This window comes from Streptomyces sp. F63 (assembly GCF_018070345.1).
Classification (GTDB): Bacteria; Actinomycetota; Actinomycetes; order Streptomycetales; family Streptomycetaceae; genus Streptomyces.
In genome coordinates, this window is the sequence record NZ_JAGPXX010000036.1 from 35,356 (window position 1) to 57,354 (window position 21,999).

Here is a 21,999-nt window from a genome sequence, read left to right on the forward strand (position 1 = left end):
AGTCTACGCGGGCCAACTCATCCCTTGGCCGCCCCGGCGGAACGCGGCCCGGCGGCCTCGGCGGCGCCCGGGCCCGCAGGTCCCCCGGCTGCCGCGGCCTCCGCCCCGGCCGCCGTCCCGGCCCCGGCCTTGGCCTTGGCCTGCGCCTCCGCCTTCGCCTCCGCCTTCGCCTTGGCCTCCTCGGCCGCCCGTTCGACCTTCTCCGGGACGACGAAGCGGTAGCCGACGTTGCGCACGGTGCCGATCAGGGACTCGTGCTCCGGGCCGAGCTTGGCGCGCAGCCGCCGTACGTGCACGTCGACGGTGCGGGTGCCGCCGAAGTAGTCGTAGCCCCAGACCTCCTGCAGGAGCTGCGCGCGGGTGAAGACCCGCCCGGGGTGCTGGGCGAGGTACTTCAGCAGCTCGAACTCCTTGAAGGTCAGATCGAGGACCCGGCCCTTGAGCTTGGCGCTGTACGTCGCCTCGTCCACGGAGAGGTCGCCGTTGCGGATCTCCATCGGGCTGTCGTCGCCGGTGAGCTGCTGGCGGCCGGTGGCCAGCCGCAGCCGGGCCTCGACCTCGGCGGGACCGGCGGTGTCGAGCAGCACGTCGTCGACACCCCACTCGGCCGTGACGGCGGCGAGTCCGCCCTCCGTCACCACCAGGATCAGCGGGCAGCCGGGGCCGGTGGAGCGGAGGAGCTGGCAGAGGGAACGGACCTGGGGAAGATCGCGCCGCCCGTCGATGAGGATCACGTCGGCGCCGGGGGTGTCCACCAGGGCGGGCCCCTCGGCGGGGGCCACGCGTACGTGGTGCAGCAGCAGGCCGAGGGCGGGGAGTACCTCGGCGGACGGCTGGAGCGCGTTGGTCAGCAGCAGGAGAGAACTCATCGCCTGCCCCCTTCGAGCGGGGTGGTCATTGCTGTCGTCGCGGCCTGAGCGGCCTCGGTGGCCGGAACGGCCGGGGTGTCGGTGGCCTGAACGGCCTGGATATGGTGCCCGGCCGAGCGGGCTTTCCGGTTCCGCGATGTGCGCTTGCCCATGACGTCGGTTCCTCCTCGGTCCCTGCGAGGACGTAAGCGGCACTGCTCTGTACTGCTCCGTACTGCCGGCTACTCGTATCGCACCGTGCCGCTCGCCGCGGCAACGCTCCGTACGCCCCGTCTCCCGCCTCCTCCCGGGCACGGACCGGGGAGCTCCGTGCCGGACGTGTCCGAATGCACGAAAGGACCCGGGGGCGTCGCTGCCCGGATCCTTCATGCCCAGCAGAATAGCCCACATGACGGCGGAACCGGAGGCCTCGCACCCACGGATCGGTGTCTCTCCGGTCACCTCGCGTGGCGGGAGAGGCCCTGTTCAGGGCCTTCGCCGCGCCACGCTGCTGACGGACGACGGGGTGCCGGTCGAGGCCGCGTACCGGCCCGCCCGGCCGCCCGGCGGCCCGGGCGGGTCCGGGGGCGGGTCCGGGGGCGGGCCCGGGCCGGCCGGCGGGAAGCCCGGGAAGCGGGCCTCCGACGGGCCGGTGATCGTGGTCGCACACGGGTTCACCGGCTCCCTCGGCCGTCCCGCCGTCCAGCGGGTGGCGGACGTGTTCGCGGAGCACGCGGCCGTGGTCACCTTCTCCTTCCGGGGGCACGGCCGCTCCGGCGGACACTCCACCGTCGGGGACCGCGAGGTGCTGGACCTCGCCGCCGCGGTGCGCTGGGCCCGCTCGTTCGGGCACCACCGGGTGGCGACGGTGGGCTTCTCCATGGGCGGCTCGGTGGTCATCCGGCACGCCGCCCTGTACGGGCCGAACGCCCCGGCGGACGGATCCGTACCGGGCCCCGGAAGCCGCTCCGCTCCCGCCGATCGCCCCGGCGTCACGGCCGAGGGGCGCACAGGAGCGGGCACGGACGCGGTCGTCGCCGTGAGCGCCCCCGCCCGCTGGTATTACCGGGGCACCGCGCCCATGCGCCGCCTCCACTGGGTGGTGACCCGCCCGGCCGGGCGCATCGTCGGCCGCTACGGGCTGCGCACCCGGATCGACGACCGAGAATGGGATCCGGTGCCGCTGTCCCCGGTCGCCTCCGTCCCGCTCATCGCGCCGGTACCGCTGCTCGTCGTGCACGGCGACCGCGATCCCTACTTCCCGGTGGACCACCCGCACTCCCTGCTGGCCGCGGCCCCCTCCCCGGACGCGGTGGAGCTCTGGCTCGAACGCGGCATGGGCCACGCGGAGAACGCGGTCGCGCCCCCTCTGCTGCACCGCATCGCCGACTGGCTCGACAGCCGCTGAATCCGGAGCCGGCCGGCCGCCCCGCGACGGGGGACGGCGGCGGCCGGAGCGGGCCGCCGGGGTGCGCCGGACCGGTACGGAGCCCCCCTCGCTTAGATTTGACGGGCGGCGCCGGACAGCGGTCGGGCGCCGCCCGGGAGACCGACAGAAGGAGCCGTCATGGCCGCAGCAGGGACGATCCGCTACTGGGCGGCGGCCAAGTCGGCCGCGGGCACCGCCGAGGAGCCGTACGAGGCGGCCACCCTCGCGGAAGCGCTGGAGGCCGCGCGGCAACGGCACAGCGCGCGGCCGGAGTTCGCCCGGGTCCTGCGCGGCTGCTCGTTCCTGGTGGACGGCAACCCGGTTGGCGTCCGCGGCCACGACACGGTCACACTGACCACGGGCGGCACGGTCGAGGTGCTCCCACCGTTCGCAGGAGGGTGAGCAGCCGAGCATGACCGACCAGCCCCAGCACTCCTACGGCCCGCACGGCCCGTACGACCCGCACGGCCCGTACGCCGCCGACGGCCCGCGTCCCTCCGCGGGCCCCCGCCCCGCGCCCGGACCGTACGGCGGCACCGGCGCCCAGGGCGCTCCGCCGGCCGGCGGCCCGGGGACGCCGGGGTCCCCGGCCGAGACGGCGTATCCGCCGCGCCGGAGCCCGGATCCGTCCCGGGGCCGGGCACCGGAACAGCACCGGGATCCTGGGGAGGGCCGTGGCCCGGCGCAGGGGCAGGGGCAGGGGCAGGGCGCGAACGGGGCACAGGGTCCCGGTCCGGGATGGAGCGGGCCGGGATGGAGCGGACCGGGCCCGCTGCCGCCCGAGCAGCCGGCCCCGTACGGAGCCGGCCCGGCCGCCGGGTTCGGCATGGCCGCGGGCGGCCACCCGGCACCGGGCGACGACCCCACCGCCCACCCCGGGCAGCCCACGCACCCCGCGCAGCCCGGATACCCCGCACAGCCCGCGCACCCCGCACAGCAGTCCGCACACCCCTCGCAGTCCGGATATCCCGGGCACCCCGGGCAGTCCGACCACCCCGCGCACCCCGCGCCCCCCGCACAGTCCGCGCACCCCGCGCAGCCCGGATACCCCGGATACCCCGGGCCGGGTCGCCACGCCCCCGCTCCCGGCGTCGCCCACCCGGCAGGTCCGCAGGGACATCGGGGCGCCCCGCACGGACACCCGAGTGCCCCGGCCGGACAGCAGGTGCCCCAGTACGGCGCGCCGGTGGCGCCCGGCGCCCACGGCGCCCCGCACCCCGGCCCAGGCCCCGCCGGGCACCCCGGCGCCGCTGCCCGGCAGCCGGGCACCTCCTCCCAGCCCGGCGCCCCGGCCCCCGGGCCGTACCCGCCCGCTCCGTATCCGCCCGGCCCGTACGCAGCCGGCCCGTACGGCACCGGCGCCGTCCCCGGTTCCCCGCCCGGCCCCGGATCCCGGCCGGGCCCCGGCGGGGGCGCCCCGGCGGAGCCTCCGGCCGGCGCGCACGCCCCGCAAGCCGCCGCCGGCCCCGCCCGCCCCGCCGAACCAGCCGGGCCCGCGCTCACGCCCGCCCAGCGGGCCCGCGCCGAGGGCAGGTCGCCGATCATCGCGCCCGGCCTCCAGCCCGCTCTGCTCACCGCCGTGCTCGCCGCACTCATCGCGCTGACCGCGCCGCTCGCCCGGCCGGCGCTCGCCGTTCCCGTCGTCCTCCTCCAGGCCGTCACGGCGGCGGGCTGGTACCGCCTCAACGGCATGTGGCCGGCCCGCCAGGGCATCGCCCTGGCCTTCGCGGGCGGACTGACGGCGGACGCGGCCCTGTTCGCCACGGACCGCGGTGACGCCGCGACCGTCGCCCTGGGCACGCTCGGCGTCTGGCTCCTCCTCGTCCTCGTGCTCCAGCTGCGCAACCACAGTTCGCCGGACGAGCGGATGTACGCGCTGACCGCCGGGGTGGCGTCCAGTGCGTTGGCCGTTCTCGCGGGCGGTTATCTGGCCGCGGCCGCGTACTCCGGGGGCGCCGTCGTCACCGGCGCGGCGGCGGTGGCTGCCGCGGCGGTCGTCCGCGCGCTGCCGCTGCCCTCCGTGCTCTCGGTCTCCGGCGCGCTGGCCGCGGCCGCCGCGGCGGGCTTCGGCGCGGGCCAGTGGGCGGGCGACGGTCCGGCCGGCGCCCTGCTCGGCGCCGTCGCCGGTCTCTGCGCGCTGATCGGGCTGCGGGTGGCGAGCTACGACTACCCGTCCCGGTTCGTGCACATGACCGCCGGTGTCGCGCTCCCGCTCGCCGCCGCGGCTCCCGCCGTGTACGTGCTGAGCCGGACGCTCGGTTGACCGCCACGCCTCCGGCATTAGGCTCGCGCGGAACGGGTGGATCTCTCTCTGGGGTGGAAACGGATGCGCGCACTGCGAATACTGCTGATTCTCACGGTGGTTCTCGGCGGTCTCTTCGTGGCCGCCGACCGGCTCGCCGTCAATCTCGCCGAGTCGGAGGCCGCCGCGAAGATCAAGAGCAATCAGGGCCTCACCGGGGAACCCGAGGTCTCGATCAAGGGTTTCCCCTTCCTGACGCAGGCCGCGGGCAAGGAGCTCGACGAGGTCGAGGTCACCATGGACGGCATGACGGCCGAGGCGAACGGCCAGTCCGTACGGCTCACCACCATGACCGCCCGACTGCGCGACGTGGCCCTGGAGAACAACTTCTCCTCCGCCACCGCCGCCACGGCCACCGGTGCCGCGTCCATCAGCTACGCGGACCTCTCCGAGCTGGCCGAGGACGGCATCAGCATCGCGTACGGCGGCAAGGGCGAAACCGGTCAGCCGCAGGTGAAGGTCACGGCGAGCCTCCAGCTGCCCACCGGGCAGTCCTTCGACCGCAGCGTGGTGAGCGCCGTCTCGGTCGCCGGCGGCGACACCATCAAGCTGCGCGCCGAGGAGATCGCCACCGACGGGCTGCCCGGAGTGGAGCAACTGGTGCGCAGCCGGATCGACATGGAGCGGAAGATCTCGGGCCTCCCGCAGGGCCTGGAGCTGGAGTCCGTCGAGCCGACCGAGCAGGGCATCGACATCACCTTCAAGGGCAGCCGGGTGGCGCTCGCCGGCTGAGCCCCGCACACCGGCCGCGCCCGCACACCGGCCGCGCCCGCACACCGGCCGCGCCCGCGCCCGGTGCCGCGCCCCCCGCCCGGGGCTCAACCGGTACGGCCGGCCGCCCGGGCGGGGTCAACCACCCACACCCGTACGGGTGTTCACACGCCGTCCCGACAGCCGAGACGGCGATGTCCGTGCCCCGGAAATCCCCGGGCGCTCCGGCCCCGCACGGCTTCCGCGGGTTCGCCACGGCCGCCGCTATCCCGCATCGTGAACTTTCACGTCTCGCCATATGACACGCCGGTGACATGGTGGGCCGCGGCTCCCTACGATCGGGGCCATGAAGCGACAGGCGGATCTCACGAAGCGGCGGGCAGTCGACCTGTGCCGTGTCGCCGCCATGCTGTGTCGCGCTCTCTGAGCGGGTGACCACACCCGTTTCCCGGGCCCCGCAGGCCCTCCCCGCCCCATGAGGCGCAGGCACCCGCGCACTGCGCCCTCGGGCCGCCGGACGTCCGTGAACGGCGCCGGTCCCGCCTCCCCGCCTCCCGCGAACGAGCGAACCGGCGCCGCCCCGATGTCCGCAACCGCCCCGGAGCACCACAGCTCCCGGGCCGTACCGAAGCACCCCGAACCGCCCCGAACTGCCCCGGAGGAGAAGACATATGAGCCGCAACGACGTTCTGGTGGACGCCGATTGGGTCGAGGCCCATCTCGACGACCCGAAGGTCGCCGTCGTCGAGGTCGACGAGGACACCTCGGCGTACGAGAAGAACCACATCCGGAACGCCCTTCGGATCGACTGGAAGACGGACCTCCAGGACCCGGTCCGCCGCGACTTCGTCGACCAGGCCGGCTTCGAGAAGCTGCTCTCCGCCAAGGGCATCGCCAACGACCACACGGTCGTCCTCTACGGCGGCAACAACAACTGGTTCGCGTCCTACGCCTACTGGTACTTCAAGCTCTACGGCCACCAGGACGTCCGCCTGCTCGACGGCGGCCGCAAGAAGTGGGAGCTGGACTCCCGCGACCTGGTCGCCGAGGTCCCGCAGCGCCCCGCCACCGACTACAAGGCCAAGCCGCAGGACACCTCGATCCGCGCCTTCCGCGACGACGTCGTGGCCGCGATCGGCGTCAGGAACCTGGTCGACGTCCGCTCCCCCGACGAGTTCAGCGGCAAGCTGCTCGCCCCGGCGCACCTGCCGCAGGAGCAGTCGCAGCGCCCGGGCCACGTGCCGAGCGCCCGCAACATCCCGTGGTCGAAGAACGCCAACGACGACGGCACGTTCAAGTCGGACGAGGAGCTGAAGGCGCTCTACGAGTCGGAGGACGTGGACCTCTCCAAGGACACCATCGCCTACTGCCGCATCGGTGAGCGCTCCGCCCTCACCTGGTTCGTGCTGCACGAGCTGCTGGGCCAGGAGAACGTCAGGAACTACGACGGTTCCTGGACCGAGTACGGCTCGCTCGTCGGCGTGCCGATCGAGCTCGGCCCCGCCAAGTAGCCACGGAATCCCGCCGGTTCGGACCCAGGGCCCGGCCCGGCACCCCTTCGACCAGAGGAACAGCACATGTGTGGAGCACAGCCCGGCGGCCCGGACACCTCGGCCGTCAAGCCCGGTGAGACGACGATCCAGGGCCAGGTGACCCGCGACGGCGAGCCGGTCACCGGCTACGTACGACTGCTGGACAGCACCGGCGAGTTCACCGCCGAGGTCCCCACCTCGGCCACCGGACAGTTCCGCTTCTACGCCGCCGAGGGCACCTGGACACTGCGCGCCCTCGTGCCCGGCGGCACGGCCGACCGCAAGGTCGTCGCCCGGAAGGGCGGCCTCGCCGAGATCTCCATCGCCGTCTGACGGCGGTACGGACGGTACGGGCGCCGGGTGCGCGAGCGATACGGGCGGTCGCTCGCGCACCCGGGTCCACCGGCACCGCTTCCGGGCAGCCGGCCGGAACGCGCCGGCGCACCCGGGGACGCGAAGACGAACGGGCACCGGACGGGCACCGAACGGGAACCGGACGGCAGCCGGGCGGGCGTTCCGGTCGTACGCTGGTGGAATGTACGCGCGACGCCGGCGCAGCTACTTCATCCTCATGGGCGCGTGCCTGACCCTGTTCGTCACGGCCTGGTCCGTGGTGCGTCTGTGGTCGGTGGCGGCCGCGATCGCCATGTGCGTGGTCGCCGCGGCCATTCCACCGGTGGCCGCGATCGTCGCCAACCGGCGCGGTCCCGAGGACCGCTGGTGGGACGAGTCCGGCGATCCGGAGTCGGACCGCTGGTGGCGCGAGATCGACCGCCACGACCGCGGCTGACTCTCACGCCGCATCCGGGCGCCGCTGGGCATCCGGGCGGCCGTCCGCCGCGGCCCGTCCGGCACGGAGCCGCGCCGCCGCCTCGGCCGGCCCGGTTCCCCCGCGCCCCCGGCCGTCCTCCGCTTCCGGTGGCCGCCGGCGGCTCCCGCGGCGGCGCGCGGCCTTCGGCGGACGGGCCGGAACGATCAGTAGACGAGCGCCTGCGTGCCGTCCGCCATGGCCTCGCTGACGAACACCTGGGCGCCCGCGATCCGTACGCCCTCCAAGGTGTCCTTCTCCTCGATGCCGCGACGGGCCGCGCACTGGGTGCACAGCGTGACCCGGCCGCCCGCGAGCAGCGCGTCGAGCAGGTCCGGCAGCGGGGCTGCGTGCGGCAGTTCGAACTCGGCGGCCTTCCCCGGCAGCGCGAACCAGGCCGACTCCCCGGTCAGCCACAGCGAGACCTCCACCCCGCTGGCGACGGCGACCGCCGCCACCGTGAACGCCTGCGAGCACCGCTCGGGTGCGTCCGCCCCGGCCGTCACCTTGATCACGAGCTTCTTCGCCATGCGTTCACTCTAGAACCACGCGTTTCACCCGAGCGGCCGAGCACCCCGCCGGTACGGCGGCCGCACCCCCCGGGGCGGTGGACCTCACACCGCCGCCCGGGGCCGTGCCGACTAGACTCGGGGGCGGTCCGTCGTTCCCCCTTCCGAGAGGCGCGCTCCCGTGCTTGAGGCATTCTTCACCGTGCTGCTGGTCCTGGTCGTCGTCGGCGTGCTCGCGTTCGCCGGCCTGACCTGGAAGAAGCTGTACCAGGGACAGCGCTGACCGACCCCCTCCGCACCACACCGCACCCCACAGATCGCCAGGGCCTGAACTCATGATCGAGATCCCGTCCGACCTGCACCCGGACCTCGTCCCCCTCGCCTTCCTCCTCGGCAACTGGGAGGGGGCCGGTGTTCACGACTTCCCGGGCGCGGAGAAGTGCAACTTCGGCCAGGAGGTGACCTTCGGCCACGACGGGCGGGACTTCCTGGAGTACAGCTCGCACACCTGGGAGCTCGACGCCGAGGGCAGGAAGGTCCGCCCGCTGGAGTCCGAGAAGGGTTTCTGGCGGATCGACAAGGAGCGCAAGGTCGAGGTCGTCATGGTCCGGCAGGACGGTGTCGTCGAGGTCTGGTACGGCGAACTGGCGGACCAGAAGCCGCAGATCGACCTCGCCACCGACGCCGTCGCCCGCACCGCCGCCTCCGGCCCGTACTCCGGCGGCAAGCGGCTCTACGGCTATGTGAAGAGCGACCTGATGTGGGTCGGCGAGAAGGCCACCCCGGAGATCGAACTGCGCCCGTACATGTCGGCGCACCTGAAGAAGGTCGTGGACCCGAGCGAATGGGCCAAGGACCTGAAGGACCTCCCGGACGACGGCATCGCCTTCTTCAAGTAGCCCCCGTAGCTCCCCGCCCTTCCCGGCCGGAGGGCCGGCCCCGGCCCCGGCCGGGGGTTCACGCCCCCGCTGCCCCCGCGGTCTCCGGGTGCTCCAGGAGCAGGACCCAGACCTCCTTGCCGGTCGGCGTCCGCTCGGCGCCCCAGCCGTCCGCGGTGCGGCTGAGCAGGAACAGGCCGCGCCCGCGCTCCGCGTGCCAGTCCGGCTCCTCGTCCGCGACGGGCAGGGCGGGAGAGCGGTCGCTGACGGAGATCCGCACCCCCTCGGGCAGCGCCTGCAGCATCAGACCGCACTCGTGCGAACTCACATGCCGGTGGACATTGGCCAGCAGTTCGGTGACGCACATGGCGGCGGCGTCGACCAGGCCGTCGTAGCCCCAGAGCCGCAGCTGCGCCCCGACGGACTTCCGGGCCAGGGCGAAGCGCTGCGGCACCGCGACCAGCCTCGTGCGGTACGTCCGCAGCTCCGCACCGTCCGTCACGTCCAGTGACGAAGCCTGCCTCATGGGGCCCACCTCCCGGGCCGGGGGTGCCCCCCGGCCAGACCTACAGCTCTAGAGATCTACAGAACGGATGCGCTCGGTAACGGCTGGGCACCGGCCGGTGGGGGAAGGTCGGCACAAACCGAAAGACAAAGCATCCGTAACCCTCCAGATGTTCGACTCCCGGGTCAACCCCCTGGGAAGGTACGGTTCCGGATCACCCGTGGGCGGCCGGCGCCCCGCCGGGCCGCCCCGTACCACGCCCGTCCCCTCCCGCGAGGGCGGGAAGAGCCGTGGGCACCGCTCCCACTCCGTGCCCCCGGCACGCCGCCCCGCGCGCCCGCCGGACTCCTACACTGGCCCTGTGGTGACCACCGACTGGCAGAGCGATCTACGGAAGCGCGGCTACCGGCTGACCCCGCAGCGCCAGCTCGTGCTGGAGGCCGTGGACAAGCTGGAGCACGCGACGCCGGACGAGATCCTCACCGAGGTGCGCCGTACCGCGGGAGGCGTCAACATCTCCACCGTCTACCGCACGCTGGAGCTCCTGGAGGAGCTGGGCCTGGTCAGCCACGCGCACCTCGGGCACGGCGCGCCGACGTACCACCTCGCCGACCGGCACCATCATCTGCACCTGGTGTGCCGGGACTGCTCGGAGGTGATCGAGGCCGATCTCTCCGTCGCGGACGCCTTCACCGCGCGGCTGCGGGAGACCTTCGGCTTCGAGACCGACATGAAGCACTTCGCCATCTTCGGCCGGTGCGCGGCCTGTTCGGCGGAGGAGGCCGGCCCGGCCGCGGAGAGCCCCGGCGGCGCCCCCGCGCGATCCTCCGCCCCCCGCGGGGCGGACGGGGCGGAGGCCGGGCCGTAGGCTGGTCCCATGGAGCAGCCACACCACCGAGCCAGCCCTCTGCTGTCGCTGCCCGGCGCCGTCGCCGCCGAGGCCCCCGACGAGGGTGTCGCCGCGCACTACGGCGATCTGTTCCGGGAGCAGCGCGCGCTCGCCGACGGCACGGGCTTCGTCGACCTGTCGCACCGCGGAGTCGTCACGGTCACCGGTGACGACCGGCTCGGCTGGCTGCATCTGCTGCTCACCCAGCACGTCAGCGAACTGCCGCCGGGCCGGGCCACCGAGGCCCTGGTCCTCTCGGCCCACGGCCACATCGAACACGCGCTCTATCTCGTGGACGACGGCGCCACCACCTGGGCACACGTGGAGCCCGGCACCGAGGCCGCGCTGGTCGCCTATCTGGAGAGCATGAAGTTCTTCTACCGGGTGGAGGTCGCCGACGCGACGGACGGCTACGCGGTCGTCCACCTCCCGGCCGGTTCGATCGCCGAGACCCCCGGGGGCGTCGTCGTCCGGGAGACCCCGTACGGCCGCGACCTGTTCCTGCCGCGCGCCGACCTGGAGGCGTTCGCCCGCTCCCACGGGCCGGCCGCGGGTGCGCTCGCGCTGGAGGCGCTGCGCGTCGAGGCGCACCGGCCGCGCTTCGGGATGGAGACCGACCACCGCACCATCCCGCACGAGCTGGGCTGGCTGGACACGGCGGTCCATCTGCAGAAGGGCTGCTACCGGGGTCAGGAGACGGTGGCCCGGGTCCACAATCTGGGGCGTCCGCCGCGCCGGCTGGTCTTCCTGCACCTGGACGGCAGCGAGGTGAAGCTGCCGGGGCACGGCGCCCCGGTGCGGCTGGCGTCGGACGGCCCCGACGGGCGGCAGCTCGGTTTCGTCACCACCTCCGCCCGCCATCACGAACTCGGGCCGATCGCCCTCGCCCTGGTCAAGCGGAACGTTCCGGTGGACGCCACCCTGCTGGCCGATGGCACGGCCGCCGCCCAGGAAGTCGTCGTCGAACCGTAGAGCGGCCGGTCCGGACGCCCGGTGCCGGGCCGGAGGGCGCCGCGCGGATCCGTGTGCGGCGTGAAAGCGGCTCGGATCAGTGGGATATTTGCCTCATACGGCCGCAGACCGACAGCCGGGCGTCTCAGCGGAGGCAGGCCGAGCCGCCGGGCACGTCCACCGGGGATGACGATGACAGGTTCCGACAGCACGGCTCCCCCGGCCCCGCCCCTGGACCTGTTCGACCCGGCACCGGTCGCGGTGGCCCTCTTCATGGGACCGCGCCTCCTGCTGGCCTACACCAACGCCGAGTACAAGGAGCTCTACGGAGAGCGGCCGCTGGGCGTACCCGCACGGGAGGCGCTGCGCGACCTGGAGCAGGAGGCCGCCTTCGACTGGGCGGAGCGGGTCATGGAGACCGGTGAGACGTTCCGCTACACCTCGGAGTCCCCGGTCCGGATCAGGGACAGGCACGGCCGGCTGCGGGACAGGTACTTCACCGTCAGCATGTCCCGGGCCACCGCGCGGGACGGCGGGGGCGGCCCGGAGGAGCGGGGTGTCCTCTTCGTCGCCCTGGAGATCACCCCGGAGATCACCGCGCGGAAGCAGATCCGGAAGCTCGCCGAGAAGCGCCGCCGGGCCCTCCAGCGCTACGAGAGCCTGGTCACGGCCGCCACCCAGCTGGTGTGGGTGGCCGACCCGTCGGGCCGCGTCACCGAGAGCAGTCCGTACTGGGAGGGGATCACCGGCCGGAGCGGGCCGGAGATCCGCGGAGACGGCTGGCTGGACACCGCCCACCCGGAGGACCGGCCGGGTTTGGCCGCGGCCTGGGAACAGGCGGTCGAGGAGGTCCCGGAGCTGTTCCGGCACACCTACCGGCTGGGGCACGCGGACGGCTCGTACCGCCACTACGAGCTGCGGGCGGTACCGGTGCGGGAGAGCGGGCGGGTCGTGGAGTGGGTGGGGGCCTGCGCCGATGTCGAGGACCGCTGGTGGCAGGACCGCCGGAAGGACCTGATGGCCCGGGTGTCCTCGGCGGTCACCGAGTCCACGCGGGTGGAGGACGCCCTGGCCGCGCTCGGGGAGGCGATCGTGCCCGAGCTGGCCGACGGATGCGGTCTCTACCTGTTCACGGAGATCACGGAACCCGTCTCCGACGAGCCGCTCGTCATCAACCGGGTCGCCGTCTCCGTCCGCGACGGCCTGGTGACGGAGGACATGGCGCCGGCCCCGCCGCGCACGGAGCGCGTCGAACGCGGTTCGGCCTTCGACCGGGCCGTCCGCGAACAGCGACCGGTCCACCGGCGGCCCGCCCCCGGCGCCGCCGAGCCCGGGGACGTACCGCCCGGCACACTCACCTGGGCCAACGCGGTGGGTGTCCACGACATCGTGATGATCCCGATCACGGTCGGCGATGTCGTGGTGTCCGTTCTGACGGCCTACTCCTCCGGTGACCGGCCCCCGCTCGGCTCCGCCGAACTGTCGCTGATCCGGGACCTGATCGACCAGTCGAAACCCTCCGTCGGCACCATCCTCGAATACCGCCGGACCCAGCGCATCTCCCTGGCCCTGCAGCGCAGCCTGCTCACCGAGCCGCCCCGGCCCGACGGCCTGGAGATCGTCGCCCGCTACGAGCCGAGCGCGATGGCCGACGAGGTCGGCGGCGACTGGTACGACTCCTTCGTCCTGCCCGACGGCGCCGTCACGCTGATCATCGGCGATGTCGCCGGCCACGACCTCTCGGCGGCCATCACCATGGGCAAGATGCGCAACATGCTGCGCGGCCTCGTCGTCGACCGGCAGGAGCCGCCGGGGGACATCCTGCGCCGACTGGACCTCGGCACCCAAATCCTCAATCCCGAGGAGACGACGACCACCTGCATCCTGGCCCGGATCGAGCACGCGCCCGGCGGGCGGCGGCAACTGCACTACAGCGTCGCCGGCCATCCGCCGCCGCTCCTGGTCGGCCCCGAGGGAACCGCCCGCTACCTCGACCAGGCGCAGGACGTGCTGCTCGGCGGGCTGGCCCCCGACCTGGTGCGCAGCAGTTCGGTGGAACCGCTGCCGCCCGGCTGCACCGTTTTCCTCTACACCGACGGGCTGATCGAACGCCCGGGGCAGGACATCGACACGGGCCTGGCGTGGCTGCGCAGAAAGGCCGCGCGGCTCGCCACCGTACCGCTGGCCGACTTCTGCGGGGAACTGGTCGCGGAAGCGATGGCGGAGAGCAACGACGACATCGCCGTGGTCGCCGTCCGGATGCCGGAGGGCGACAGCGGTGGCCCGTCCGGGTGACGGGCCCGGGCGGTGTGCCCGGCCCGGAAACCGGCACGGCGCCCGGCGCGGCGCCCGGGAGCGCGTAACGGCGGCCGCGGGGCCCGCTGCCGGCGGGCGGGCGGCGGGCGGGCGGCGGTCCCGGGTGACGCGACGCCGGAACGGCGGCCGCACCGGGTGCCCCGAGCGGATCCCCGGAACGGATCCCCGGAACGGATGCCCGGACGGCCCCGGCTCAGACGTCGAGCAGGACCGTGAACGGCCCGTCGTTCGTCAGCGACACCTTCATGTCCGCGCCGAACCGCCCCGTCTCCACCCGCGCGCCGAGGGACCGCAACCGGGCCACCACCTCGTCCACCAGCGGCTCGGCGAGTTCACCGGGGGCGGCCGCGTTCCAGGTGGGCCGGCGTCCCTTGCGGGCGTCACCGTAGAGAGTGAACTGGGAGATCACCATCAGCGGGGCACCGAGGTCGGAACAGGACTTCTCCGCACCGGGGCCCGGGCCCGCCGCGCCGTCACCGCCGCCGTCATCGTCACCGTCCCCGTCCCCGTCGAAGAGACGTACGGTCCACAGCTTCCGCGCCAGCCGCTCCGCCTTCTCCTTCGTGTCGTCGTGCGTGACCCCGACCAGCACGCACAGACCGCGCTCCCGGATCTCGCCGACCGTCTCGCCGTCCACGACGACGCTCGCACCGCTCACTCTCTGTACCACCGCACGCATACGGACCATCATGCCCTGCGGCCAACCGGGTTCGATCGGGTGCGCTGGCCATGCACGTGCAGCGCTCGCAGTGGCACGATGCAGACACACGGTACGAGTTCCGCGGATACGGGGCCGTACCGAACGGAGGGGACACAGATGAGTACAACCAGCGCCGGACAGACACCCGGGCACGGACCGGCCGGCCCGCCGGACACCGGCGCCCCGGCCGCCACCACGGCCGTCACCGCAGCACCTCGCTTCGATCCGTCTCGTCCCGAGGATGGGCCCATGCTCCACCAGGCCGACGCCCTTCAGCCGCGCCCGCCGCTCCAGCGCACGGCGTCACCCACCGGCTCCGCCCTGCGCGAACTCGGCCTGCTGACCCTGCCGGAGCTGCGCTCCCTGCGGCAGCAGGCCCGGCGCGAGGAGGCCGACCTCAGCTATGTGCGCCGGCTGCTCCAGGGCCGGATCGACATCCTCCGCGCCGAACTGGCCCGCCGCGCGACGCCGGACTCGGCGGACGCGAACCGGCTGGATCTGCGGCGGCTGTCGCGGATCCTGGCGGACGAGCCGTCGCCGGTCCGCTCCTCCGCCCGCCATGTGACGCTCAGCACACCACACTGCGAGGAGTACCGGCGGCTCGCGGAGGACATGCTGTCCGAGATCGGCCTCTCCGATCTCCACGCCCGTACGGACACCGAACTGCGCTCCGGCATCGGCCGGTTGATGCGCTGCGAGCAGGAGGTGTCGGTCCGGCGGCGGGTGACGCAGCAGACGGCCGACGACTGCAGCGCCGAGATCGCCCGCCGCTACCGGGAGGGTGAGGCGCAGGTGGACGATCTGCTCGCCTGAGCGACCGCAGCGGGGCGGCCCCCCGCGTTCCCCCGGGAGAGACGACGCATGCCCCCCACGGACACCCGCCGCCCCCCGTCCGCCCCGGACCCCGCCGCCCCCGGCTCCGAGCCCCGTGCGGCCACCGCCGAGCCCGGACCGGCCGCGGCACCGCCGGTTCTCGCGGAGGTGGTCCGGTCCGGCTTCGCGGAGAGCCGGCACCGCGGCTCCCTGGTGCTGCTGGCGGCCGACGGCAGCGAACTGCTGGCCCTCGGCGAGGTGACCGGACCCGTCTACCCCCGCTCCGCCGCCAAGCCGATGCAGGCGGCGGCGATGCTCCGCGCGGGGGCCCGGCTCTCCGGCGAGCGGCTGGCCCTGGCCGCGGGCAGCCACTCCGGCGAACCGTTCCACCTCGACCTGGTGGCCGCCGTACTCGCGGACGCCGGGCTGTCCGAGGCCGATCTGCGCACCCCGCCCGCACTGCCGCTCGACCCGGCCGAGGCCGAGGCGCTGCTGACGTCCGGCGGCGGCCCGAGCCGGATGGCGATGGACTGCTCCGGCAAGCACGCCGGGATGCTCACGGCCTGCGTCGCCGCCGGCTGGCCCACGGACGGCTACCTCTCCCCGGACCACCCGGTGCAGCGGCTCGTCCGGGAGGAGATCGAGACGGCGACGGGCGAAGGTGTGGTGCACACCGGCACCGACGGCTGCGGTGCCCCGCTGATGGCCGTCTCGCTCACCGGCCTGGCCCGCGCCTACCGCCGTTACGTGCTCGCCGAACCGGGCTCACCGGAACGGCTGGTGGCGGACGCGATGCGCGCCCACCCCGAGTACGTGGCGGGCACCCGCCGGCACGACACCTGGCTGATGCGGGAGGTACCGGGCGCCCTGGCCAAGGTGGGCGCCGAGGCGGTGCAGGCCGTCGCGCTGGCGGACGGCCGGGCGCTGGCCCTCAAGGTGGAGGACGGCGGCGGGCGGGCCGTCGGCCCGGTGCTGCGGCGCGCGCTGCGGCTGCTGGGCGTGGACGGCGCGCTGCCGGAACGGCTGGGGGACGCCCCGGTGCTCGGCGGCGGGCTGCGGGTGGGTGAAATTCGCGCGAGTTTCTGACCGGGCGGCGGTTAGCGTGACCGGCATGAGCCCCGAAATCCGCACGGTCACCGACGATGAATTCCCCGACTGGGTCCGCACCCTGCACACCGGTTTCCTGCGGCCGCCGGAGACGTCCGAGGAGGAGACCGAGGCCCGCCGCGGCATGTACGACATGCGCCGGGTGCGCGGTGCCTTCGACGGCGGCCGCTGCGTGGGCACGCTGCGCAGCTTCGCGCAGGAGCTGACGGTGCCCGGCGGCGCGGCGGTCGCGGCCGACGCGATCAGCAACGCGGCCGTCGCCGCCACGCACCGGCGGCGCGGGCTGCTCAGCCGGATGATGGCCGCCGATCTCGCGGAGGCCCGGGAGCGCGGTGACGTCCTCGCCACGCTGATCGCGGCCGAATACCCGATCTACGGCCGTTTCGGCTTCGGCCCCGCCGCCTGGACCACCGAGTGGCGGGTGGATGTGCCCCGGACCGGCCTGGACCCGCGGTGGTCCGGCCCGGAGTGCGGCGGCCGGATCGACTTCACGGACGGCGCCGGCATACGGAAGCTGGGACCGGAGCTGCACGACCGCATCCGGGCCCGCCGCCCCGGCTTCGTCAGCCGCGGCGAGCACGTCTGGCGCCTGGCCACGGGCGATCTGCACTATCCGTCCCTGGGCCCGTGGACGGAGCCGTTCCACGCCGTGTACCGCTCCGCGAGCGGCGAGGTCGAGGGGCTGCTCACCTACACGACGGACAGCACCTGGGAAGCCGCGCGGCCGCAGATCAGGGCGACGGTCCGGGACCTGCTCGCCCTCACGCCCGCCGCCGAACGGGCCCTGTGGCACTTCGTGTTGTCGGTGGACTGGGTGACGAGCGTCGACTCCGGGCTCCGCGCGCCCGACGACCTGCTGCCGCTGCTCCTGCCCGACCCGCGCTCCGCGCGTGTCACGGGCCAGGCGGACTTCCTGTGGATTCGGCTGCTGGACATCCCGCGCGCCCTGGAGGCCCGCGCCTACGCGGACTCCGGCACGCTCGTGCTGGACGTGCGCGACGAAACCGGCATCGCGGCGGAGACCGGCCTCACCGGCGGCCGCTTCCGGCTGGACGCCGCACCGGACGGCGCGGCCTGCGCCCCCACCACCGCGGAGCCGGACCTGACCCTCTCCGTGGCGGACCTGGCCACGCTCTACCTCGGCGACGAGTCGGCGGTCCGGCTGACGGCCCTGGGCCGGGCGGAGGAGGCCCGGGAGGGCGCCGCGGCCCTGGCGGACCGCCTGCTGCGCACCTCCCGAAGGCCCTGGTGCCCGGACATCTTCTAGCCCCTCAGCCCTTTCCCTCTCCGGACCACGCGGCGGGGCGGGCACGGGGCGGTTCGCGGAACCGCCCGCGGGGCCGGCCCGCACCGGCCGCTCACTGGGTGAGCAGCAGGGCCAGCATCACGGCCCCGACACAGCTGCAGGTGATGTTGCGGGCCTTGACCCCGATGGACAGCAGCAGCATGCCGACCACCCCCACCGCGCCGAAGCGCGACTCGACGAGCTGCTCGAAGCAGACCACGACGACCGCGACGAACAAGGCGAACGCAGGCATGAGAACCTCCCCCGGTTGGATGAAGCAGACTTTCCGCCGCCCGCTCCGCCCCGTACCGGGGTGCGGGCTGTGGCGCCCTCCTCATGACCAACTTCGCCTTACCCCGTTGTAGTTGCAAAGTTGGTAACCAATTCAAGGATGTTGTCCCCAAGTTAGAACATCAATAAAACTGCTTCTCACCAACTCCCCCATGTCCGGACCAAGTTGTACGGTGTCCTCGTGAAACCCGAGAGCCCGGCGCCTGCGGGCAAGAAGCGGTCCCATCTCCAGATCGCCGACGAACTGCGCCAGCAGATCCACGCGCGCACCCTGGCCCCCGGGGAGCGCATGCCGACCCAGGCCGAGCTGGCGGACCGCTTCGGCGTCCCCCGGGGCACGGTCCGCCAGGCGCTGCGCATCCTGCAGGACGAGGGGCTGCTCACCAACGCCGGCCGGGGCAGCCCGGCCACGATCGCCGACCCCCGCGCCGTCCACGACGCCCCCGAAGGGCTCGAACGGGGCGTCGTCGCCCTCGCCCCCCGCGTGGCCGCCGCCTTCACCGCCCAGCGGGTCCGTATCGACGCCCTCTGCCTCACCGCCGAGACGCTCACCCTGGCCATCGCCGAGGCCGTCCACCTCGTCCACGCGGGCACCGCGCGGCCGGAGCGCATCGAGCTGCGCCTGCTGATGCCCGGCCGCAACATCGATCTCGCCTTCCCCACGGCCACGGAGGGCTCGGACGACGACCGGGTGCACCAGCGCTGGCTGCGGCAGCGCAACGCCCAGGGGATGGCCCTCACCACGTTCCTCGGTTCACTGCGCAAGCCGCCCTACTCCGTGAACGTCTCCGTGCGCTTCCGGGCCCTGCCCTTCACCCCGTCGGTGAAGCTCTACCTGCTCAACGGCGAGGAGGCGCTGTTCGGCTACTACCTCGTCAGGCAGCGGGAGGCGGAGATCGAGGGCGAGAACGTGGAGCTGATCGACACCCTGGGGATGCAGTCGATGCTCTTCCCCTTCCTCACCCGGGCCGAGAACCGCCGGAACCGGGCCTTCGTCGAGCAGTCGCAGCTCTGGTTCGACTCCCTCTGGGAGACGGTCTCCTCGCCGCTGGAACTCGGGGCCGGCTTCTCCGACATCTGAGATCGGAACGCCCGCTGAGCCACCTGAGCCACCTGAGACGAGCCCTGATGCGGATGCCTCCTTTCCCCACCGGCCCGGCCGGTGCCACCTGCCTTCCCGGGGCTGTCCGCGTTACCGGTGCTGTCCGCGCTGCCCGCCTTACCGGTCGTTCCGCCCCGCCCGCAGTAGCGTTTCCCGCCGTGAGCTCCTCGTTCTTGCCCGACTCCCGCCCGCGGACCCGCCGTGGCTGAGGCGCGGCCGCGGCCCGGCAGCGACCGGCCCGACCCGGCCGTGCTCGGCGCGCTCCTCGCCTCCGTCAAGTGCGTGCTGTTCGACTTCGACGGCCCGGTCTGCGATCTCTTCGCCCGGCGTCCCGCCCCCGGTGTGGCGGACCTGATGCGCGCCCGGGTGCGGAAGCTGCACCCCGCGCCCACGGTTGCGCCGGGCGGACCCGGCCGGATCGATGTGCCGGCCACCGGCGATCCGCACGCGCTGCTCCGCGCCCTGGCCCTCGGCGACGGAGTCCCGAACGACCCGTGCGGCCCTGACCGCCCCGGCAGCCCGCACGGGTCGTACGCCCCGGCGGCCGGCAGCCGTTCCCGCACCGTCGCCGAGCTGGAACGGCTGCTGGCCGCCGAGGAGGTCCGCGCCGCCGCCTGCGCCGAGCCGACCCCGTACGCCGACGAGCTGGTCCAGCGGCTGCACGCCACCGGCCACGCCCTCGCCGTCACCACCAACAACGCGGCCGAAGCGGCCGAGACCTATCTGGAGCGGCGCGGGCTGGCGGAGCTGTTCCGGCCGCACGTCCACGGCCGCGTCACCGAGCCGTGGCTCCTCAAGCCCGACCCGGACTGCCTGCACCGGGCCCTGCGCTCCACCGGGCACGACGCCGCGATGGCGCTGATGATCGGCGACAGCACCGCCGATCTGCTCGCGGCGCGTGCCGCGGGTGTCCGCTTCCTCGGCTACGCCCGCGACGAGACCCGGCGGCGCAGGCTGCTGGACGCGGGCGCGGAGCTCGCCGTCACCTCGTACCGGGACGTGCTCGCGGCGCTCCCGGAGGGGCGGGAACCGGCCGGCTGACCGCCTCACTCCCCGTCACGGAACCGCGTACACCCGGACCCGCCGCCCGCAGGACGGGCTGACCGTCTCCCGCTCCAGTGACATCCCCAGCTTGTGGACGATCCGCTCCGAGGCGCGGTTGCCGGTCTGGACGATGCTGACGATCCGGGGCAGATCCGGGCGCGCGCGGCCGAAGCGCAGTGCGGCGCGTGCCGCCTCGGTGGCCAGACCGCGTCCCCAGAAGGGGCGCCCCAGCCGCCAGCCGATCTCCACGGCGGGCAGCACCTCGGGCAGGGAGCGCGGCACGGACAGGCCCGTGAACCCCGCCAGTTCCCCCGTCTCGCGCAGTTCGACGGCGAAGAGCCCGTACCCCTCCGCGTCCCACTCCCGTTCCCAGGCCGCGATGGCCTCGGCGGTCTGCCGCTCCGTCCGGACGGAGCCGTCACGGATCCAGCGCATCACCTCCGGATCGGAGTTGACGGCCGCCATCGGCGCGAGGTCCTCCGCGCACCACCGCCGCAGCACCAGCCGCTCCGTCTCGATCCGCGTCATCCGCTGCCCCCTTCCCCTCGGCGGCCGGTCCACCGCACGGTCCGCCCCGGCGGAACCCTCCCCGTTCTCGATGCGTCCTCAACAGTCCGACCAGTCAACGGGGTTCGATCGACCCGAAGGACACACACCTGATGAACCGCCACCTCAACTGGGACGGCTGCTTCAACGTCCGCGACCTCGGCGGCATACCGGTCGCCGGAGGGCACGTCGTCCGGCGCGGGGCCGTGGTCCGGTCGGACGCGGTCGACAAGCTCACCGCCGACGGGTGGGCGGCCCTGCACGCGTACGGCGTCCGTACCGTCATCGACCTGCGGAACGACGACGAGGTCAAGGCCGACGCCGCGCCCCGCCCGGCCGGCCTCACGACCGTCCGCCTCCCGCTGGACGGCATCGAGGACACCGGCTTCTGGAGCGTCTGGGGCAACGGACCGGACGGCACCCCGCTCTACTACCGGCCGTTTCTCGATCACTTCCCGGACCGCGCCGCCGGCGCCGTGCAGGCCGTCGCGCACGCCCACCCCGGCGGCGTCCTCGTGCACTGCGCAGCCGGCCGGGACCGCACCGGGCTGGTCACCCTGCTTCTGCTCGCCCTGGCGGGGGCCGACCCGGCCGACATCGCCGCCGACTACCTGCTGAGCAACGACCGCCTCGACGCCCGCTTCTTCACCGCACACGGCATCCCCGACCACCGCCAGGAGATCGCCGACCATCTGACAAGGAAGGGCACCACAGCTGAACAGGCCCTGCTGGCAACCCTGGACGGCTTCGACACCGCCGCCCATCTCGGCCCCGCCGGCCTGACCCCGGACGACGTGTCGGCTCTGCACACCCGCCTGCTGGAGCCCGTCCCCGCGCATCCGGCCGGGGCCTGACGCCTGCGGGACGGGCGGAACGCGGACGCAGGGCGACCGCATCTGGAGACGGCGCCCACCCGAGCCCCACGGAGGCCGGACCTCAGCCGTGCGAGCCCGCGAGCCCGCCCTCCCGTACGGCGCCCACGAACGCCGACCAGGCTACGGCCGGAAACACGAGCGCGGGCCCGTGCGGAACCTTGCTGTCGCGGACGGGCACCAAGCCGGGGACGGCGTCGGCGACCTCGACGCACGCGCCTTCGTTCTCACCGCTGTAGCTGCTCTTGCGCCATGCGGCGCCGGTCAGTTCTGCTGCGTGGACCATGGGGTCAGTTCCTCCATCAGGACCTAGCCAGGGGACGCCCCGCTTTAGCGGGGCGGGGAATGGCTTCTGAGCCCTGCTCTGACCTCAACTGTGCGCACGGATCTGCACTGTTCACCTGAGCCCACCTTTCTGTCGCACTAGACCTGCAACGTGTGTATAGTGATCGCGTGACCGTGACCAGGAAGGTTCGCCGATTCTCCGGCGGCGTGTATGACCTCGGGCTCCACATCGTGTGGTGCCCGAAGTACCGCCGCCCGGTCCTCGGTGGCCGGGTC

General features: G+C 73.9%; 26 protein-coding genes. 18 read left to right on the top strand and 8 right to left on the bottom strand.

Annotated elements, in window-relative coordinates:
• Nucleotides 1-17 precede the first annotated feature (17 nt).
• Entirely contained in the window at nucleotides 18-869 is an 852-nt protein-coding gene (locus tag KBZ10_RS25575; RefSeq protein ID WP_210990088.1) for a response regulator transcription factor, read from the bottom strand.
• Nucleotides 866-1,021: a hypothetical protein gene (locus tag KBZ10_RS25580; RefSeq protein WP_210990089.1), complete on the bottom strand. Its 156-nt coding sequence runs from the start codon at nucleotides 1,019-1,021 to the stop codon at nucleotides 866-868. The genes KBZ10_RS25575 and KBZ10_RS25580 overlap by 4 nt, the downstream gene beginning before the upstream one ends.
• Before the next feature lie 335 nt (nucleotides 1,022-1,356).
• On the opposite strand from KBZ10_RS25580, the gene KBZ10_RS25585 reads away from it, so the two are divergent.
• From KBZ10_RS25585 to KBZ10_RS25615, 8 genes are all read left to right on the top strand, one after another.
• Nucleotides 1,357-2,256 carry an alpha/beta hydrolase gene (locus tag KBZ10_RS25585; protein ID WP_247702994.1) on the top strand — a complete coding sequence of 300 codons (900 nt, stop codon included), beginning with the start codon at nucleotides 1,357-1,359 and terminating at the stop codon, nucleotides 2,254-2,256.
• A gap of 159 nt (nucleotides 2,257-2,415) precedes the next feature.
• Nucleotides 2,416-2,679 (top strand): MoaD/ThiS family protein, encoded by a 264-nt coding sequence (locus KBZ10_RS25590; protein WP_210990091.1) that lies wholly within the window; start codon nucleotides 2,416-2,418, stop codon nucleotides 2,677-2,679.
• 763 nt (nucleotides 2,680-3,442) lie between these two features.
• Entirely contained in the window at nucleotides 3,443-4,540 is a 1,098-nt protein-coding gene (locus tag KBZ10_RS29825; RefSeq protein WP_374223418.1) for a hypothetical protein, read from the top strand.
• 63 nt (nucleotides 4,541-4,603) lie between these two features.
• Nucleotides 4,604-5,311 carry a DUF2993 domain-containing protein gene (locus KBZ10_RS25600; RefSeq protein WP_210990092.1) on the top strand — a complete coding sequence of 236 codons (708 nt, stop codon included), beginning with the start codon at nucleotides 4,604-4,606 and terminating at the stop codon, nucleotides 5,309-5,311.
• A 325-nt stretch (nucleotides 5,312-5,636) separates the two neighbouring features.
• The gene (locus KBZ10_RS30665; protein WP_350797220.1) at nucleotides 5,637-5,717 is read left to right on the top strand and encodes a putative leader peptide; all 81 of its coding nucleotides are present in this window, start codon (nucleotides 5,637-5,639) and stop codon (nucleotides 5,715-5,717) included.
• Between the two features lie 244 nt (nucleotides 5,718-5,961).
• Nucleotides 5,962-6,801, top strand: a complete 840-nt coding sequence (locus tag KBZ10_RS25605) for a sulfurtransferase (protein WP_210990093.1) — start codon at nucleotides 5,962-5,964, stop codon at nucleotides 6,799-6,801.
• 66 nt (nucleotides 6,802-6,867) lie between these two features.
• Entirely contained in the window at nucleotides 6,868-7,155 is a 288-nt protein-coding gene (locus KBZ10_RS25610; protein ID WP_210990094.1) for a DUF1416 domain-containing protein, read from the top strand.
• A 202-nt stretch (nucleotides 7,156-7,357) separates the two neighbouring features.
• A complete protein-coding gene (locus KBZ10_RS25615) occupies nucleotides 7,358-7,612 on the top strand; it encodes a DUF3099 domain-containing protein (protein WP_210990095.1) in 255 nt (84 codons plus the stop codon).
• Nucleotides 7,613-7,797: 185 nt separating this feature from the next.
• Here KBZ10_RS25615 and KBZ10_RS25620 read toward each other — a convergent pair whose 3' ends face one another.
• On the bottom strand, nucleotides 7,798-8,160 hold the full coding sequence (locus KBZ10_RS25620; RefSeq protein ID WP_210990096.1) for a DsrE family protein: 363 nt from the start codon (nucleotides 8,158-8,160) through the stop codon (nucleotides 7,798-7,800).
• 314 nt (nucleotides 8,161-8,474) lie between these two features.
• Between KBZ10_RS25620 and KBZ10_RS25625 the strand changes: the two genes are divergently transcribed.
• Nucleotides 8,475-9,038, top strand: a complete 564-nt coding sequence (locus KBZ10_RS25625; RefSeq protein ID WP_210990097.1) for an FABP family protein — start codon at nucleotides 8,475-8,477, stop codon at nucleotides 9,036-9,038.
• Between the two features lie 58 nt (nucleotides 9,039-9,096).
• On the opposite strand, the gene KBZ10_RS25630 is transcribed toward KBZ10_RS25625, so the two are convergent.
• Nucleotides 9,097-9,543 (bottom strand): ATP-binding protein, encoded by a 447-nt coding sequence (locus KBZ10_RS25630; RefSeq protein ID WP_210990098.1) that lies wholly within the window; start codon nucleotides 9,541-9,543, stop codon nucleotides 9,097-9,099.
• A gap of 340 nt (nucleotides 9,544-9,883) precedes the next feature.
• On the opposite strand from KBZ10_RS25630, the gene KBZ10_RS25635 reads away from it, so the two are divergent.
• The 3 genes from KBZ10_RS25635 to KBZ10_RS25645 all read left to right on the top strand — a co-directional run bounded on the left by KBZ10_RS25635 (nucleotide 9,884) and on the right by KBZ10_RS25645 (nucleotide 13,657).
• Nucleotides 9,884-10,390: a Fur family transcriptional regulator gene (locus tag KBZ10_RS25635; RefSeq protein ID WP_210990099.1), complete on the top strand. Its 507-nt coding sequence runs from the start codon at nucleotides 9,884-9,886 to the stop codon at nucleotides 10,388-10,390.
• 9 nt (nucleotides 10,391-10,399) lie between these two features.
• A complete protein-coding gene (locus KBZ10_RS25640; RefSeq protein ID WP_210990100.1) occupies nucleotides 10,400-11,383 on the top strand; it encodes a folate-binding protein YgfZ in 984 nt (327 codons plus the stop codon).
• A 171-nt stretch (nucleotides 11,384-11,554) separates the two neighbouring features.
• Nucleotides 11,555-13,657: a SpoIIE family protein phosphatase gene (locus KBZ10_RS25645; RefSeq protein ID WP_210990101.1), complete on the top strand. Its 2,103-nt coding sequence runs from the start codon at nucleotides 11,555-11,557 to the stop codon at nucleotides 13,655-13,657.
• 214 nt (nucleotides 13,658-13,871) lie between these two features.
• Here the strand turns inward: KBZ10_RS25645 and KBZ10_RS25650 are convergent, their stop codons facing one another.
• Complete coding sequence (locus tag KBZ10_RS25650) at nucleotides 13,872-14,357, bottom strand: D-aminoacyl-tRNA deacylase (RefSeq protein WP_210990102.1); 486 nt, start codon at nucleotides 14,355-14,357, stop codon at nucleotides 13,872-13,874.
• 270 nt (nucleotides 14,358-14,627) lie between these two features.
• Here KBZ10_RS25650 and KBZ10_RS25655 point away from each other — a divergent pair, with 270 nt between their 5' ends.
• Genes KBZ10_RS25655 through KBZ10_RS25665 form a run of 3 tightly spaced genes read left to right on the top strand, consistent with a single transcriptional unit; the run spans nucleotide 14,628 to nucleotide 17,565 of the window.
• Entirely contained in the window at nucleotides 14,628-15,191 is a 564-nt protein-coding gene (locus KBZ10_RS25655; protein ID WP_247702985.1) for an ABC transporter substrate-binding protein, read from the top strand.
• Between the two features lie 48 nt (nucleotides 15,192-15,239).
• Complete coding sequence (locus KBZ10_RS25660; RefSeq protein ID WP_210990104.1) at nucleotides 15,240-16,277, top strand: asparaginase; 1,038 nt, start codon at nucleotides 15,240-15,242, stop codon at nucleotides 16,275-16,277.
• 25 nt (nucleotides 16,278-16,302) lie between these two features.
• Complete coding sequence (locus KBZ10_RS25665) at nucleotides 16,303-17,565, top strand: GNAT family N-acetyltransferase (protein WP_210990105.1); 1,263 nt, start codon at nucleotides 16,303-16,305, stop codon at nucleotides 17,563-17,565.
• Nucleotides 17,566-17,656: 91 nt separating this feature from the next.
• Here KBZ10_RS25665 and KBZ10_RS25670 read toward each other — a convergent pair whose 3' ends face one another.
• Complete coding sequence (locus KBZ10_RS25670; protein ID WP_210990106.1) at nucleotides 17,657-17,836, bottom strand: hypothetical protein; 180 nt, start codon at nucleotides 17,834-17,836, stop codon at nucleotides 17,657-17,659.
• Nucleotides 17,837-18,055: 219 nt separating this feature from the next.
• On the opposite strand from KBZ10_RS25670, the gene KBZ10_RS25675 reads away from it, so the two are divergent.
• Nucleotides 18,056-18,955 carry a GntR family transcriptional regulator gene (locus KBZ10_RS25675; RefSeq protein WP_307847602.1) on the top strand — a complete coding sequence of 300 codons (900 nt, stop codon included), beginning with the start codon at nucleotides 18,056-18,058 and terminating at the stop codon, nucleotides 18,953-18,955.
• A 222-nt stretch (nucleotides 18,956-19,177) separates the two neighbouring features.
• Nucleotides 19,178-20,017 (top strand): HAD-IA family hydrolase, encoded by an 840-nt coding sequence (locus KBZ10_RS25680; protein ID WP_307847603.1) that lies wholly within the window; start codon nucleotides 19,178-19,180, stop codon nucleotides 20,015-20,017.
• Nucleotides 20,018-20,032: 15 nt separating this feature from the next.
• Here KBZ10_RS25680 and KBZ10_RS25685 read toward each other — a convergent pair whose 3' ends face one another.
• Complete coding sequence (locus KBZ10_RS25685) at nucleotides 20,033-20,548, bottom strand: GNAT family N-acetyltransferase (RefSeq protein WP_210990108.1); 516 nt, start codon at nucleotides 20,546-20,548, stop codon at nucleotides 20,033-20,035.
• Between the two features lie 131 nt (nucleotides 20,549-20,679).
• On the opposite strand from KBZ10_RS25685, the gene KBZ10_RS25690 reads away from it, so the two are divergent.
• A complete protein-coding gene (locus KBZ10_RS25690; protein ID WP_210990109.1) occupies nucleotides 20,680-21,420 on the top strand; it encodes a tyrosine-protein phosphatase in 741 nt (246 codons plus the stop codon).
• An 82-nt stretch (nucleotides 21,421-21,502) separates the two neighbouring features.
• Here KBZ10_RS25690 and KBZ10_RS25695 read toward each other — a convergent pair whose 3' ends face one another.
• Nucleotides 21,503-21,724, bottom strand: a complete 222-nt coding sequence (locus KBZ10_RS25695) for a DUF397 domain-containing protein (protein ID WP_210990110.1) — start codon at nucleotides 21,722-21,724, stop codon at nucleotides 21,503-21,505.
• Nucleotides 21,725-21,999: the final 275 nt, after the last annotated feature.